General features: G+C 65.7%; 13 protein-coding genes. 7 read left to right on the plus strand and 6 right to left on the minus strand.

The annotated features are described in order from the left end of the window. Genes bioF through KVP70_RS07700 form a run of 6 tightly spaced genes read right to left on the minus strand, consistent with a single transcriptional unit; the run spans window position 1 to window position 6,303 of the window. Window positions 1-1,185, minus strand: a complete 1,185-nt coding sequence (gene bioF, locus KVP70_RS07675) for an 8-amino-7-oxononanoate synthase (protein WP_217941543.1) — start codon at window positions 1,183-1,185, stop codon at window positions 1-3. Window positions 1,186-1,187: 2 nt separating this feature from the next. Continuing rightward, entirely contained in the window at window positions 1,188-2,516 is a 1,329-nt protein-coding gene (gene bioA, locus KVP70_RS07680) for an adenosylmethionine--8-amino-7-oxononanoate transaminase (RefSeq protein WP_217941544.1), read from the minus strand. Between the two features lie 13 nt (window positions 2,517-2,529). Next, complete coding sequence (locus KVP70_RS07685; protein WP_217941545.1) at window positions 2,530-3,315, minus strand: enoyl-CoA hydratase/isomerase family protein; 786 nt, start codon at window positions 3,313-3,315, stop codon at window positions 2,530-2,532. After that, the gene (locus tag KVP70_RS07690; RefSeq protein ID WP_229224668.1) at window positions 3,312-4,187 is read right to left on the minus strand and encodes a dienelactone hydrolase family protein; all 876 of its coding nucleotides are present in this window, start codon (window positions 4,185-4,187) and stop codon (window positions 3,312-3,314) included. Before KVP70_RS07690 ends, KVP70_RS07685 begins: the two co-directional genes overlap by 4 nt. Before the next feature lie 13 nt (window positions 4,188-4,200). Further along, window positions 4,201-5,823 carry a carboxyl transferase domain-containing protein gene (locus KVP70_RS07695; protein ID WP_020703867.1) on the minus strand — a complete coding sequence of 541 codons (1,623 nt, stop codon included), beginning with the start codon at window positions 5,821-5,823 and terminating at the stop codon, window positions 4,201-4,203. A gap of 45 nt (window positions 5,824-5,868) precedes the next feature. Beyond that, window positions 5,869-6,303: a YchJ family protein gene (locus tag KVP70_RS07700; RefSeq protein WP_217941547.1), complete on the minus strand. Its 435-nt coding sequence runs from the start codon at window positions 6,301-6,303 to the stop codon at window positions 5,869-5,871. 166 nt (window positions 6,304-6,469) lie between these two features. On the opposite strand from KVP70_RS07700, the gene KVP70_RS07705 reads away from it, so the two are divergent. The 7 genes from KVP70_RS07705 to KVP70_RS07735 all read left to right on the plus strand — a co-directional run bounded on the left by KVP70_RS07705 (window position 6,470) and on the right by KVP70_RS07735 (window position 13,613). Further along, complete coding sequence (locus KVP70_RS07705; RefSeq protein ID WP_008443158.1) at window positions 6,470-7,210, plus strand: GntR family transcriptional regulator; 741 nt, start codon at window positions 6,470-6,472, stop codon at window positions 7,208-7,210. A 10-nt stretch (window positions 7,211-7,220) separates the two neighbouring features. After that, window positions 7,221-8,102, plus strand: a complete 882-nt coding sequence (gene murQ, locus KVP70_RS07710; RefSeq protein WP_217941548.1) for an N-acetylmuramic acid 6-phosphate etherase — start codon at window positions 7,221-7,223, stop codon at window positions 8,100-8,102. A gap of 109 nt (window positions 8,103-8,211) precedes the next feature. Next, complete coding sequence (locus tag KVP70_RS07715) at window positions 8,212-9,474, plus strand: MFS transporter (protein ID WP_229224669.1); 1,263 nt, start codon at window positions 8,212-8,214, stop codon at window positions 9,472-9,474. 42 nt (window positions 9,475-9,516) lie between these two features. Continuing rightward, the gene (locus tag KVP70_RS07720) at window positions 9,517-11,169 is read left to right on the plus strand and encodes a glycoside hydrolase family 10-like protein (protein ID WP_217941549.1); all 1,653 of its coding nucleotides are present in this window, start codon (window positions 9,517-9,519) and stop codon (window positions 11,167-11,169) included. 17 nt (window positions 11,170-11,186) lie between these two features. Next, complete coding sequence (locus KVP70_RS07725) at window positions 11,187-12,086, plus strand: N-acetylglucosamine kinase (RefSeq protein WP_217941550.1); 900 nt, start codon at window positions 11,187-11,189, stop codon at window positions 12,084-12,086. A gap of 22 nt (window positions 12,087-12,108) precedes the next feature. After that, on the plus strand, window positions 12,109-12,984 hold the full coding sequence (locus KVP70_RS07730) for an N-acetylmuramoyl-L-alanine amidase (RefSeq protein ID WP_217941712.1): 876 nt from the start codon (window positions 12,109-12,111) through the stop codon (window positions 12,982-12,984). A gap of 17 nt (window positions 12,985-13,001) precedes the next feature. Next, window positions 13,002-13,613, plus strand: coding sequence for a M15 family metallopeptidase (locus KVP70_RS07735; protein WP_217941551.1), 612 nt, complete (start codon window positions 13,002-13,004; stop codon window positions 13,611-13,613). Window positions 13,614-13,646 lie beyond the last annotated feature (33 nt).

Consider the following 13,646-nt stretch of genomic DNA (forward strand, 5'->3'; position numbering starts at 1 on the left):
TCAAGTCCTTTCCAATGCATTGATCGCGGCTATCAGTTTCGCGACTTCCATGCTGCTATGCCCTGCGGACAGCGTCACGCGCAGGCGCGAGGTGCCCGGCGCCACGGTCGGCGGACGGATGGTGCCGACCCATAGACCTTGCTCGTACAAGGCCGCGCCGGCGCGCATGGTCTCGGCATTATCGCCGATCAGGATGGGCTGGATCGCAGTCATCGAGGGCATGCGCCGCCAGCGCTTCAAGCGCAGGCCATCGTCCAATTGTGCCACCAAAGCTTGCAGCTGTGCGCGGCGGTTGCGGCCTTCGTCGCCTTCCAGCAGCTCAAGGCTGGTCAGCAGCGCGTGCGCCAGTGCCGGCGGCGTGGCGGTGGTGAAGATGTAGGGGCGGGCTTTCTGGATCAGCGTTTCGATCACCGTCTCGTGCGCGGCGACGAAAGCGCCGCTGACGCCGGCCGCCTTGCCCAGCGTGCCCATATAGACCAGGTTGGGCGAGCGCAGCTTGAAGTGTTCCAGCGCGCCGTGGCCGTTGTCGCCCAGGGTGCCGAAGCCGTGGGCGTCGTCCACCACCAGCCAGGCGCCGTATTGTTCGCACAAGGCCAGCAGCTGCGGCAGCGGCGCCAGGTCGCCGTCCATGCTGAAGACGCTGTCCGTCACTACCAGCTTGGTAGCAGCATTGGACGCTGCCAGCAGCTGGGCCAGCGCTTCCAGGTCGGCATGCGGGTAGACCTTGACGTTGGCGCGCGACAGGCGGGCGCCGTCGATCAGCGAGGCGTGGTTCAGCGACTCGGAGAAAATGTCGGCGTCGCGGTCGGCGGCGGTCAGGCCGGTGATGATGGCCAGGTTGGCCATGTAGCCGGTGCAGAAGGTGAGCGCGCGCGGCGACACCAGATGGGCGCCGACGAATTCCACCAGCCGCTCTTCCAGCATGGCGTGGGCGCGACCGTGGCCGCTGATCAGGTGCGACGCGCCGCTGCCGACGCCATACATCGCCGCGCCTTCCTGCAGCGCGAGTTTGATGCTGCGGTGATTGGCCAGGCCGAGGTAATCGTTGGTGCAGAAGGCCAGCAGTTCGCGGCCGTCCACCGACACGCGCGGACCGCAGGGCGTGTCGACCGTGCGGCGCGTGCGGATCAGATCCTGTTCTGCCAGCGCCTGCAGCTGCTGCTTGAGTTGATTCAGCATTTCCATGGTCAGCCCGCCATCACTTGGTCGAACACGGCCAGCGTGTTGGCGGCCAGGCCGTCGATTTCCTCGTCGTTGAGGATATACGGCGGCATCATGTAGACGGTGGAGCCGATGGGGCGCATCAGCAGCTCGTGCTCCACCGCGGTGGCGAAGAAGCGGCGCGAGAAGTCCGGCGTGGCGTCGATGGCGTCGAAAGCCCAGATCATGCCGCGCTGGCGGAAGTTGCGCACCTGCTGGTGCTGGGCCAGCGGTTGCAGCGCTGCGGTCAGGCGCGCGGCCTTCACGCGGTTGGCCGCCAGCACATTGTCTTCCTCGAAGATCTGCAGCGTCGCCAGCGCGGCGCGGCAGGCCAGCGGATTGCCGGTGTAGGAGTGCGAGTGCAGGAAGCCGCGCGTGACGTCGTTGCTGTAGAAGGACTGGTAGATCTCGTCGCGCGTCATCACCAGCGACAACGGCAGGTAGCCGCCGCTGATGCCCTTGGACAGGCACAGGAAGTCCGGCCATATGCCGGCCTGTTCGCAGGCGAAGAAGGTGCCGGTGCGGCCGCAGCCGACGGCGATTTCGTCGAGGATCAGGTGGACCGAGTGGCGGTCGCACAGTTCGCGCACCAGCTTCAGGTACAGCGGATCGTGCATCGCCATGCCGGTGGCGCATTGCACCAGCGGTTCGATGATGATGGCGGCGATCTTGTCGGCGCGTTCGAGGAACAGGCGCTCGACGTCGGCAGCGGCTTTGCGGGCCATGTCTTCGGCGGTTTCGCCGTCGACGGCATTCCTGGCGTCCGGCGACATCACCGTCTGCGAGGCGCGCAGCAGCGGGCCGTAGGCGTCTTTGAACAGGGCGACGTCGGTGACGGCCAGGGCGCCGATGGTCTCGCCGTGGTAGCTGCCCTTGAGGCAGACGAATTCCTGCTTGTCGCTCTTGCCGTTGTTGCGCCAGGAGTGGAAACTCATTTTCAGCGCGATTTCCACCGCCGAGGCGCCATCGCTGGCGTAGAAGCTGTGACCGAGCACATGACCGGTCAGCGCCGACAGTTTTTCCGACAGTTCGATCACCGGTTCGTGCGTGAAGCCGGCCAGCATCGCGTGTTCCAGCGTGTCCAGCTGGTTTTTCAGCGCGGCGTTGATGCGCGGGTTGGCGTGGCCGAACAGGTTCACCCACCAGGAGCTGATCGCGTCCAGGTAGCGGCGGCCTTCATGGTCGTACAGCCACGCGCCCTTGCCGCTCTTGACCGGGATCAGGGGCACAGTTTCATGATGCTGCATCTGGGTGCACGGATGCCATACGCTGCGCAGGCTGCGCGCGACCCAGTCGCTTTGTTTATTCAATTCCAAAACTGCTCCAAACTCAATTCAACCATGACGGTTTGCGCTTCTCCAGGAACGAGGCCACGCCTTCGCGGCCCTGTTCCGAGGCGCGGATATGGGCGATGCGCTCGGCGGTATCGGCCAGCAGAGCATCGTTGACGGTTTGCCCAACCACGTCGCGCACCAGCACCTTGGCTTGCTGCACGGCGTTCGGGCTGTTGTTGACCAGCGCCTTGACGATCTCCGCCACCTTGGCGTCGAGTGCGTCGGCGGCCACCACTTCGTGCGCGAAGCCGATGCGCAGCGCTTCCTGCGCGCCGAATCGCTCGGCGGTCAGGAAGTAGCGGCGCGACGCGTTCTCGCCCATGGCCTTGATCACATACGGCGAAATGGTGGCGGGGATCAGTCCCAACTTCACTTCGCTCAGGCAGAAATTGGCCTGGTCGACCGCGACGATGATGTCGCACGCGGAGACCAGGCCCATGCCGCCGGCGTAGCAATCGCCCTGCACCTTGGCCACCACGGGCTTGGGACACAGGTAGATCGTGCGCAGCATCTCCGCCAGTTGCAGAGCGTCGGCATGGTTTTCGGCGTGCGTGTAGCCCGCCATTTTTTTCATCCAGTTTAAGTCGGCGCCGGCGCAGAAGGCCGGGCCGTTCGCCGCCAGCACGATCGCGCGCAGGTCGGCTTCCGCACCGAGGTCGCCAAAGGCTTGCGTGATCTCGGCGATAGTGGTCTCGTTGAAGGCGTTGCGCACGTCCGGGCGGTTCAGCGTGACGGTGGCGACCTTGCCTTCGCGGCTGATGGTCAGCGTGGTAAAGCTCATCTTGAGTCCTTGATCGTGTATTTGATTTCGGTCGGCATGCCGACGCTTTGCAGGAAGCGCGTGGTCTCCGGCAGCCAGATGGCGACGCCGTCCGGGCTGGAGCTCATGCCGTGCGCGTCGCGCTTGAACGGTCCGTAGGCCACCAGCTGCGCCTTGCCGCCGCCGGCGGTGTAGGCCGCGTACATATCGGCCGCCAGCGCGGGGCCGAAGTGCTGGTCGTTGGCGCCGTAGAACCAGATGCTCGGCGTGGTGCCGACCGCGCCATAGGCCTTGAAGGCGTCCACCAGCGCGGCCTTCCAGTCGCAGTGTGAGCGGCTGTTGACACCACCGGCGAAGTTGATGATGCCCTGCACGCCGTTGATGTTATGGCTGCCGGCGGCGATCGCCGTCAGGCCGCCGTGCGACTGGCCGGCCAGGATCACGTGCTGCAGGTCCGCCCATGGCTGCTTCATCACGTAGGCCATCGCCGCGTACAGTGACGAGGCCTGGTCTTCGCCATTCTCCTTGGCGCGGCAGTGCGAGTTGACGTAGGTGCCGCCCGAACCGGCAAAGCCCAGCCGCATCGGGATCACCACCGCGTAGCCGCGCTTGACGAACTCGCGGCTGATGACCGGGTAGCGCGCCCGCTGCTGTTGGTGGGCGTCGCCGGCGGCTTTGCCGTGGTTCATGAACAGCACCGGGAACGGGCCGTCGCCCGGCGGTTTGTAGATGGTGGTTTGCAGGCCGATTTCGGCGCCGGCTATTTTTGCGGGGATGGCGATGACCTGCTCGTCCATGCTTGCCTCGACCACCGGCAACGGGCCGGCCTGCGCCGAGGCGCAAGCCGCCGCCAGCAGCAGCGCTGCCAGTCGGTGACGGTATCGGGTCTGCATGGTCATCGTCCGCTTACATCCTGAAGACGCCGAACTTGGTGTCCGGGATTTCGGCGTTGAGCGCGGCCGACAGGCCCAGGCCCAGCACCATGCGGGTGTCGGCCGGGTCGATCACGCCGTCGTCCCACAGGCGCGCGGTGGCGTAGTAAGGGTGGCCCTGGTGCTCGTACTGGTCCTTGATCGGCTGCTTGAACGCGGCTTCCTCCTCCGCCGTCCACGAGCCGCCCTTGCCTTCGATGCCGTCGCGCTTGACGGTGGCCAGCACCGACGCCGCCTGGTCGCCGCCCATGACGGAGATGCGGGCATTGGGCCACATCCACATGAAGCGTGGCGAGAAGGCGCGGCCGCACATGCCGTAGTTGCCTGCGCCGAAGCTGCCGCCGATGATGACGGTGAACTTGGGCACGGCGGCGGTGGCGACAGCGGTCACCATCTTGGCGCCGTTGCGGGCGATGCCTTCGTTTTCGTATTTGCGGCCGACCATGAAGCCGGTGATATTTTGCAGGAACACCAGCGGGATCTTGCGCTGCGCGCACAGCTCGATGAAGTGCGCGCCCTTCAGAGCGGACTCGGAGAACAGGATGCCGTTGTTGGCGATGATGCCGACCTTCATGCCGAAGATGTGGGCGAAGCCGCAGATCAGGGTGGTGCCGTAGCGCGCCTTGAATTCATCGAACTCGCTGCCGTCGACGATGCGGGCGATGACCTCTCTCACGTCGAACGGCTTGCGGGTGTCGACCGGGATCACGCCGTACAGTTCTTCGGTGGCGTACTTCGGCTCCGCCGCCTCGCGCAACGCGCCCTGCTGCGGCTTGGTGCGGTTCAGATTCGAGACGATCGTGCGCGCCAGCGACAGCGCGTGCAGATCGTTCTGTGCCAGGTGGTCGGCCACGCCGGACAAACGGGTGTGGACGTCGCCGCCGCCCAGGTCCTCAGCGGTGACGACTTCACCGGTGGCGGCCTTCACCAGCGGCGGGCCGCCGAGGAAGATGGTGCCCTGTTCCTTGACGATGATCGATTCGTCGCTCATCGCCGGCACGTAGGCGCCGCCGGCGGTGCAAGAGCCCATCACCACGGCGATCTGCGGGATGCCCTTGGCCGACAGGTTGGCCTGGTTGTAGAAGATGCGGCCGAAGTGGTCGCGGTCCGGGAAGACGTCGTCCTGGTTGGGCAGGTTGGCGCCGCCCGAATCGACCAGGTAGATGCACGGCAGGTTGTTCTGGTCGGCGATCTCCTGCGCGCGCAGGTGCTTCTTGACCGTGATCGGGTAGTAGGTGCCGCCCTTGACGGTGGCGTCGTTACAGACGATCACGCACTCCTGGCCGGCCACGCGGCCGATGCCGGTGATGATGCCGGCCGCCGGTGCGGCGTCGGCGCCGTTGGCGTCCTGGTACATGCCGTAGGCCGCCATCTGCGACAGTTCGAGGAAGGGCGTGCCGGGATCGAGCAGCATCTGCACGCGGTCGCGCGGCAGCAGTTTGCCGCGGGCGACGTGCTTGGCCGATGCCGCCTCGCCGCCGCCGAGGGCGATCTTGGCGACCTTGTCGCGCAGGTCATCGACGACGGCCTGCATGGCGGCCACGTTGGCTTTGAAATCCTCGCTGCGGGGATTGAGTTTGCTTTCGATCTGCGGCATTGCTTTTCCTTTTACTGCGCGGTGTCTCCGCCGCGTCCTGATGATTTATTCTGGAAAACTACCGTCAACGTAAAACCAGCGCAGCCCGCCTTCGGCCGGCTCGCGGACAAAATGACTGATCTCGTGCAGACGCTGGGCCCGGCCATTGGTCTTGAACCGGGCGACAAACTCCACCGTATCCTGGGTCAGGTCGGCGTCTCCTGCTTTACGTTGACGTAAACGTAAAGCAGATTTTACCTCAAGTCCCAGCCACTGCAATTTTTCTTCGTTGTTGATAATCGGCTCGGCCGGACGGGTGCTGGCGTGCCAGGTGGCCAACAGGTAGGGCTCGTTGCGCTGGACATAGGCGGTATAGCGCGAACGCATCAGCGTTTCGGCGCTCGGCGGGATGGCCGCACCGTCGATATACGGGCCGCAGCAGCTTGCCAGGGAGGGGCCGCCGCAGGGGCAGGCCGCGGGTGCGGTGGACTTCTTGGACATGAATTCAGGTGGTCGGGCTGGTATGGCGATCCAGCATTATCCGCCAAATAGCCGCATTCCGCCGGGCTTGCCGTTATGCTATGTGTACAAATATTGTTATTTTCAACGTCCCGATGCGTACATGTTTTCTGTAACGCTATTACACTAGAGGCGTGAGGAGATTTGAATGAGCCAGACCAGTTTTGAATTCAAGGCGGATGCCAATGACAGTACGCCGCTGTACATGCAAATTGCCCGCAAATTAAGCGATGATGTGCATAACGGCCGCTACCAGGTGGACCAGGCGCTGCCGTCCGAACGGACCTTGTCGGAGTTGCTGAACGTGTCGCGGGTGACCGCGCGCAAGGCCATCGACCAGCTGGTGGACCAGGGATTGGTAGTCCGGCGTCGCGGATCGGGCAATTATATTGCGCCGCGCATCGAGCAGCCGCTGTCCAACCTGACCAGTTTTTCCGAGCAATTGCAGCAGCGCGGCCATATTCCCGGTTCGCGCTGGCTCAAGCGCGCGGTGGTGACGCCGACGCCGGAAGAGCAACTGAGCCTGGGCCTGTCGCCGTATTCCAAGGTGGCGCGGCTGGAGCGTTTGCGCCTGGCCGACGATGTGGTGATGGCGTATGAAGTATCGGTGCTGCCGCAGACCGTGCTCAACGACCCGAACGCGGTCGGCGCCTCGCTCTACCAGTACCTGGAAAGCATAGGCCAGGCGCCGGCGCGCGCCTTGCAGCACATCCGCGCGATGAACGCGTCGGCCGAGCTGGCCAAGCAATTGGGTGTGCCCGAGGGGCAGGCGGTGCTGTACATTACCCGTATCGCCTATCTGGAATCGGGCGAGGCGATGGAGCTGACGCATTCGTATTGCCACAGCGATCACTATGACTTCGTCGCGGAGATGCGTCGCGCAACGTAACGCACAACCTATGCTAAAGACCGAAACGCCGAGTACGCAGCACGCGCAGCTGGATCAATATTCGGTTGAGGCATTGGTGGCGGCGCTGGTCGAGGACCAGACCCACGCGCTGCGGGCGGTGCAGGCCGCCGAGCCCAGCATCACCGCCGCCGTGCAGGCGATGGTGCCGCGCATCGCCGCCGGCGGACGGTTGATTTATGTCGGCGCCGGCACATCGGGGCGGCTGGGCATACTCGACAGCGTGGAGCTGTTCCCTACCTTCTCCTGGCCGCACGAGCGCGCCATTGCCCTGCTGGCGGGCGGCCTCGGCGCCATGTTCGAGGCGGTCGAGGGGGCGGAGGATGATCGCGCCAAGGGCGCTTCCGACCTGCGCCTGCTCTATCCGGTCTACAACGACGTGGTGTTGCTGGTGGCCGCGTCGGGCACCACGCCGTATGTGCTGGGCGCCATGCAGGCGGCGCGCGCGGTGGGCGCTTTGACGGTTGGCATCGCCAACAACGTCGGCACGCCGCTGACGGCGGGCGCCGACATCGGCATCACCATCGACACCGGCTCGGAAGTGATCTCCGGCAGCACGCGGCTGAAGGCGGGCACGGCGCAGAAGATCGTGTTGAACACCCTGTCGAGCGCCTTGATGGTGAGGTTGAACAAGGTCTACGGCAACCTGATGGTGGACATGCACGCCACCAATGCCAAGCTGGTCGAGCGCGCGGTGCGGCTGACCATGCACGCCACCGGCGTCGAAGCCGACATCGCGCGCGGCGTGCTGGAGCGCTGCCAGTTCCAGGTCAAAGTCGCCATCGTCGCGCTGCTGAAAAACACCTCCATCGAAGAAGCACAAGACCTGCTTGATGCATCGGACGGCAACGTCCGCCGTGCCTTGAAGCCGTGACAATAAAATCGGGGTCAAGTCTGACATTCGGACACGAGCTCTGCCGTATGGCCTGCTACGGCAGAGCTCGTGTCCGAATGTCAGACTTGACCCCAGGTTGAAAGGTGGTATGAAGCAACAACGCAGTGCCTGGGCCTGGGTGCCTAGTATTTCATTTAGCCAGGCTGTGCCTTACGTCGCGGTGATGATGTTGTCGACGGTGATGTACAAGAATCTCGGCGTGTCCAATACCGATCTGGCGTTTTATACCGCGTGGTTGTACTTGCCGTGGGTGATCAAGCCGCTGTGGTCGCCCATCGTGGAGCTGTTCGGCACCAAGCGGTGCTGGATCGTCCTGCTGCAATTGCTGACCGGCGCGGCGCTGGCCTCGGTGGCGCTGACTTTGCACCTGCCTGATTTCTTCCGCATGAGCCTGGCCTTGCTGTGGCTGATGGCGTTCAGCTCGGCCACCCACGATATCGCCTCCGACGGCTACTACATGCTCGGCCTGCCGACCCAGTACCAGCAGGCCGCGTTCGTCGGCGTGCGCAGCGCGTTCTACAAGCTGGCGATGATCTCCGGACAAGGCGGCCTGGTCTACCTGGCCGGCAAGCTGGCCACCTCCAGCGGCGATCCGGCATGGGCCTGGTCGGTGGTGTTCTGTGTCATGGCGGCCTTGATGCTGGCCTTGAGCGCATATCACCAGCTGATCCTGCCCCGCCCCGATTCCGACCGCAGCCATGCCGGCGGCGGCGCGCTGTGGAAGGATTTCCTGCGCACCTACCACAGTTTCTTCCAGAAGCCGGGCATCAAGGCCACGCTGGGCTTCCTGCTGCTGTACCGCCTCGGCGAGGCGCAACTGCTGAAGATGGCGGCGCCCTTCCTGCTCGATCCGCGCGCGCAGGGTGGACTCGGCCTGAGCACCGAGACTTTCGGCGTGGTCTACGGCACCGTCGGCGTGTGCGCGCTGGTGCTGGGCGGGCTGACTGGCGGCGTAGTGATTTCGCGCTTCGGCCTCAAGCGCAGTCTGTGGCCGATGGTGTTCATCATGCACGTGCCTGACCTGGTGTTCGTCTACCTCGCCACTGCGCTGCCGACCAGCACCGTGTTGATCTCCGCCTGCCTGGCGGTGGAGCAGTTCGGCTACGGCTTCGGCTTCGCCGCCTTCATGCTGTACATGGTGCTGGTGGCGGACGGCGAGCACAAGACTGCGCACTACGCCATCTGCACAGGCTTCATGGCCCTCGGCATGATGTTGCCGGGCATGGTCAGCGGCTGGATACAGCAGCACCTGGGTTATCAACATTTCTTCATCTGGGCCTGCATTTCGACCCTGCCCGCCTTCGCCATGACGGCGCTGGTACGGATCGATGCAGAGTTCGGCAAGAAATAATCGCGCAGCGCATTACAATACGGTGCTCAACAGATTCGGGGAATGGTTTTGGTTTTTAATGCAAAGAAGCGGCTGACGCTGACCGCCGGCATGGCCGGCGCCCTGGCCGCGCTGCTGGACGGTTGTTCCAGCACACCGATCGCGCCTGTCCCGCCCACCGGCGCCACGCCCCGCCCACCGGCGGCCGGCGTCCCTGCGCCGGCGGCGCCTTTCGACATGAACATGCCGCCGCCGGCGCCACGCGAGTTCCGCGCGGCGTGGGTGTCGACCGTGGCCAACATCGATTGGCCCAGCCGCAACAACCTGACCATGGCCAAGCAGCAGGCCGAAGCGCTCGCCATCCTCGACCGCGCACAGGCATTGACCCTGAACGCCATCGTGCTGCAAGTGCGGCCGAGCGCGGATGCGATCTACCCGTCCGAGCTGGAGCCGTGGTCCGAGTTCCTGACCGGCCAACAGGGCCGCGCGCCCGCCACCGCGTGGGACCCGCTGCAATTCTGGATCGAGCAGGCGCATGCGCGCGGACTGGAGCTGCATGCCTGGTTCAATCCCTACCGCGCGCGCCACGCCACGGCCAAGTCGCCGCTGGCGCGCAACCATATCGGCAGCAGCCATCCCGAGGTGGTCAAATCCTACGGCCGCTACCTGTGGATGGACCCGGGCGAAGCCGCCGCCTCGCAGCACACGCTGGACGTGGTGCTGGACGTGGTGCGCCGCTACGATATCGACGGCGTTCACATCGACGACTATTTCTATCCCTACCCGATCGACACGGCCGCCAGCACGGCCGGCCCGGAAGGCGTGGCGCTGGATGCCGGCGTCGGCCAGAAGCAGGAGCTGGAGTTCCCGGACCAGCCGTCATGGCAGCACTATCTGCTGGGCGGCGGCACGCTGGACCGCGCCGGCTGGCGCCGCCAAAACGTCAATGCGCTGATCGAGGCGATGTATCTCGGCATCCACAGGGAAAAGAGCTGGGTGCGCTTCGGCATCAGTCCGTTCGGCATCGGCCGCCCGGACCGGCGCCCGGCCGGCATCGTCGGCTTCAGCCAGTACGACAAGCTGTACGCCGACGCCGAACTGTGGCTGGCCAACGGCTGGCTCGACTACCTGGCGCCGCAGCTGTACTGGCCGGTGGCGCAGGCGCCGCAGGCGTTCGACGTGCTGCTCGACTACTGGCTGGCGCAGAACACCCGCGCGCGCCACGTCTGGCCCGGCCTGTACACCAGCCGCATCGACAACAGCGCCAAGGCGTTCGCGCCGGAAGAGATCGTCAAGCAGATAGGCGTGACGCGCAGTCGCGCCGGCGTGCAGGGCCACCTGCACTTCAGCATCGCCGCGTTGATGGACAACCGCAAGGGCATCGCCGATCAGCTCAAGGCGCAGTCGTACCAGACGGCCGCGCTGGCCCCGGCCAGTCCGTGGCTGGGTTCGGAGCTGCCGCTGGCGCCGAGCGTCGCCGTACGGCGCGAAGGCAATGGCATGGGGCTGAGGCTGTCCGCCGGCGCCGGTAAGCCGGTCGCGCATTACGCGATCTGGTCGCGCTACGGCTCTGAATGGCGCTTCGCGGTGGCGCCGGCCTCGCGTCCGGTGCTGCTGCTGCCGGACGACGCGACGGCCGGCGCGGCGCAGGCGGTGGTGGTCAGCGCCATCGACCGCCTGGGCAATGAAAGCGAACGTATCAGCGTCATGCGCTGACTATCATTGGAGCGAACATGGGCGAGCTGGGACTGGGCATCGACGCGGGCGGCACGCAAACCCGCTGGGCATTGGCCGACGCGGCAGGTGCGATCGTGGCCGAGGGCGCGGTGGCCGGCATGTCGGCCACGCAGATGGGCAACACCGCCGGCCGCGATGCGGTGCGCGGCATCTTCTCGATGCTGGCGACGCAGGTGCTGGCGGTGGGTAAGCCGCAGGGCGTGTGCGCCGGCCTGACCGGCTTTGACGGCCTGGTCACGCTGCCCGCGCAATGGCTGGCCGAGATGCTGCAAGTGGCGCCGCCGGCGGTCACGCTGCGCAACGACGTGGAGATCGCCTATCTCGACAGCTTCGCGCCCGGCGAAGGCTACCTGGTCTACGCCGGCACCGGCTCCATCGCCGCCTGGATCGCCGAGGACGGCGCGTTCCACCGCGCCGGCGGACGCGGCGTCACGCTGGACGACGGCGGCGGCGGCTTCTGGATCGCGCGCGAAGCGATGCGCCACATCTGGCGGCTGGAGGATGAACAGCCCGGCGCGTGGCAGCAATCGCCGATGGCGCGCGCGGTGTTCGAGCAGGTCGGCGGCAGCGACTGGGCCTTGTCGCGCCAGTTCATCTACGGCCAGGACCGGGGCGCCATCGGCCGCCTCGCCCTGGCCGTGGCCGCCAGCGCCGATGCCGATCCGGTGGCGCGCGCCATCCTCGAACAGGCCGGCCAGGAGCTGGCGCGCATCGCGCTGGCGCTGGTGGGCCGCTACGGTCCGCGCCCGCTGGTGCTGAGCGGCCGGGCCGCCATGCTGCATCCACTGATCGCGCAGGCGATGCGCGTGGCGCTGCCGGCGGAACTGTCGCTGAGGCAAAAAGAAGCACAGTCGCACCACGCTGCGGCCCGCATTGCACTACACTCACGGAATTGAACCGCTGCCGAGACCGCCAATGATGAAGATCCTTCCGCTTGCCGCCCTGTCCACCGCCGTCGCCCTGCTGGCCGGCTGCGCCACCGCGCCGCCCGCCGGACCGCGCCTCGACACCACGCTGAGCGCGCGCAGCCAGAGCGACCGCATCAAGTACATCATCATCCATTACACGGTCAGCGACCTGCCGCGTTCGATCAAGATCCTGACCCAGCAGGAAGTCAGCGCGCACTACCTGCTGACCGATACGGAGCAGCCGTTCTTCTACACGCTGGTGGACGAGTCGCGCCAGGCCAACCACGCCGGCCTGAGCAGCTGGAAGATCTACAACCAGCTCAATTCGGCGTCGATCGGCATCGAGATCGTCAATCCGGGCTTTGTTGAAACGCCGCAGGGCCGCGTGTACGCGCCGTTCCCGCAGGCGCAGATCGACCAGCTGATTTTGCTGTTGAAGCAGATCGTCGCGCGCCACGACATCAAGCCAGAAAACATCCTCGGCCACAACGATATCGCGCCGCAGCGCAAGCAGGACCCCGGCCCGATGTTTCCGTGGAAGCAGCTGGCCGACGCCGGCCTGGTCGCCTGGCCGGAAGCGAGCCGCGTGGCGGCGCGCTTGCCGGGGTACCAGGAGCAGTTGCCGGACGTGGCATGGTTCCAGCGCAAGCTGGCCCAGCACGGCTACGCGGTGTCGCAGACGGGCGAGCTGGACCAGGCCACCCGCAACGTGATGGTGGTGTTCCAGTCCAAGTATCGGCAGTCGTTGTATGACGGCGTGCCGGATGCGGAATCGGCCGCCATCCTCGATGTGCTGACCAGCCCGCTGCCGGTCATGCAGATGGCGATCCCGCCGACCGTGATGCCGCCGCCGCAACCGGCGCCAGGCACCGTGCCGACCGAATAATCCGTTGGGAGCGCCGTATGGCTTTCACCATCACCTGTGAAGAAATTGCCGGCCATCCCGACTTCCGGCGTCTAGCCAGCATAGACGGCATCGCCGTCGAGCTGCGCTACGCCACACCGGACAATTTTGTCGGCCGCGATTTGTACTCGCCGCTCGATTGCGGCTGGCTGCACAACCATGCGGCGGCGGCGCTGGAGAAGGTGGTGGCCTGGCTGGCAGCACGGCGGCCCGATTGCAAGGTGCTGGTGCTGGACGCCCTGCGACCGCAGCGCGTGCAGGAGCAGCTGTGGCTGGCGCTGCAAGGCACGGAGCTGCTTGGCTACATCGCCGATCCGGCGCGCGGCTCGATCCATTCCTTCGGCATGGCGCTGGACCTGACCTTGCTGGACGCGCAAGGCCGCGAGCTGGACATGGGCACCGGCTTCGATGATTTGTCCGAACGTTCGCATCCCGCACTGGAGGCCAAGCTGCTGGCGCGCGGCGAGTTGACCGCGCCACAGATCGCCAACCGCCAGCTGCTGCGCGACGCCATGTTCCAGGCCGGCTGGGTCGGCATCAGCAGCGAATGGTGGCACTTCGATTGCGGCGACCGCTTGCTGGTGCGCCGCGACCACATCCGCGTACTTTAAGGTACGGGCGTTGACTTGAATCTCAAAATCCTC

The organism is Duganella violaceipulchra (genome assembly GCF_019166075.1).
Lineage (GTDB): Bacteria > Pseudomonadota > Gammaproteobacteria > Burkholderiales > Burkholderiaceae_D > Rugamonas > Rugamonas violaceipulchra.

What these genes read in the sequence shown, in the direction of transcription:
- KVP70_RS07695 (WP_020703867.1), bottom strand. Translation starts at nt 5,823, where the DNA reads ATGCCGCAGATCGAAAGCAAACTCAATCCCCGCAGCGAGGATTTCAAA.
- murQ (WP_217941548.1), top strand. Translation starts at nt 7,221, where the DNA reads ATGCTAAAGACCGAAACGCCGAGTACGCAGCACGCGCAGCTGGATCAA.
- KVP70_RS07685 (WP_217941545.1), bottom strand. Translation starts at nt 3,315, where the DNA reads ATGAGCTTTACCACGCTGACCATCAGCCGCGAAGGCAAGGTCGCCACC.
- KVP70_RS07715 (WP_229224669.1), top strand. Translation starts at nt 8,212, where the DNA reads ATGAAGCAACAACGCAGTGCCTGGGCCTGGGTGCCTAGTATTTCATTT.
- bioF (WP_217941543.1), bottom strand. Translation starts at nt 1,185, where the DNA reads ATGGAAATGCTGAATCAACTCAAGCAGCAGCTGCAGGCGCTGGCAGAA.
- KVP70_RS07735 (WP_217941551.1), top strand. Translation starts at nt 13,002, where the DNA reads ATGGCTTTCACCATCACCTGTGAAGAAATTGCCGGCCATCCCGACTTC.
- KVP70_RS07700 (WP_217941547.1), bottom strand. Translation starts at nt 6,303, where the DNA reads ATGTCCAAGAAGTCCACCGCACCCGCGGCCTGCCCCTGCGGCGGCCCC.
- KVP70_RS07725 (WP_217941550.1), top strand. Translation starts at nt 11,187, where the DNA reads ATGGGCGAGCTGGGACTGGGCATCGACGCGGGCGGCACGCAAACCCGC.
- KVP70_RS07720 (WP_217941549.1), top strand. Translation starts at nt 9,517, where the DNA reads ATGGTTTTGGTTTTTAATGCAAAGAAGCGGCTGACGCTGACCGCCGGC.
- KVP70_RS07730 (WP_217941712.1), top strand. Translation starts at nt 12,109, where the DNA reads ATGAAGATCCTTCCGCTTGCCGCCCTGTCCACCGCCGTCGCCCTGCTG.
- KVP70_RS07690 (WP_229224668.1), bottom strand. Translation starts at nt 4,187, where the DNA reads ATGCAGACCCGATACCGTCACCGACTGGCAGCGCTGCTGCTGGCGGCG.
- KVP70_RS07705 (WP_008443158.1), top strand. Translation starts at nt 6,470, where the DNA reads ATGAGCCAGACCAGTTTTGAATTCAAGGCGGATGCCAATGACAGTACG.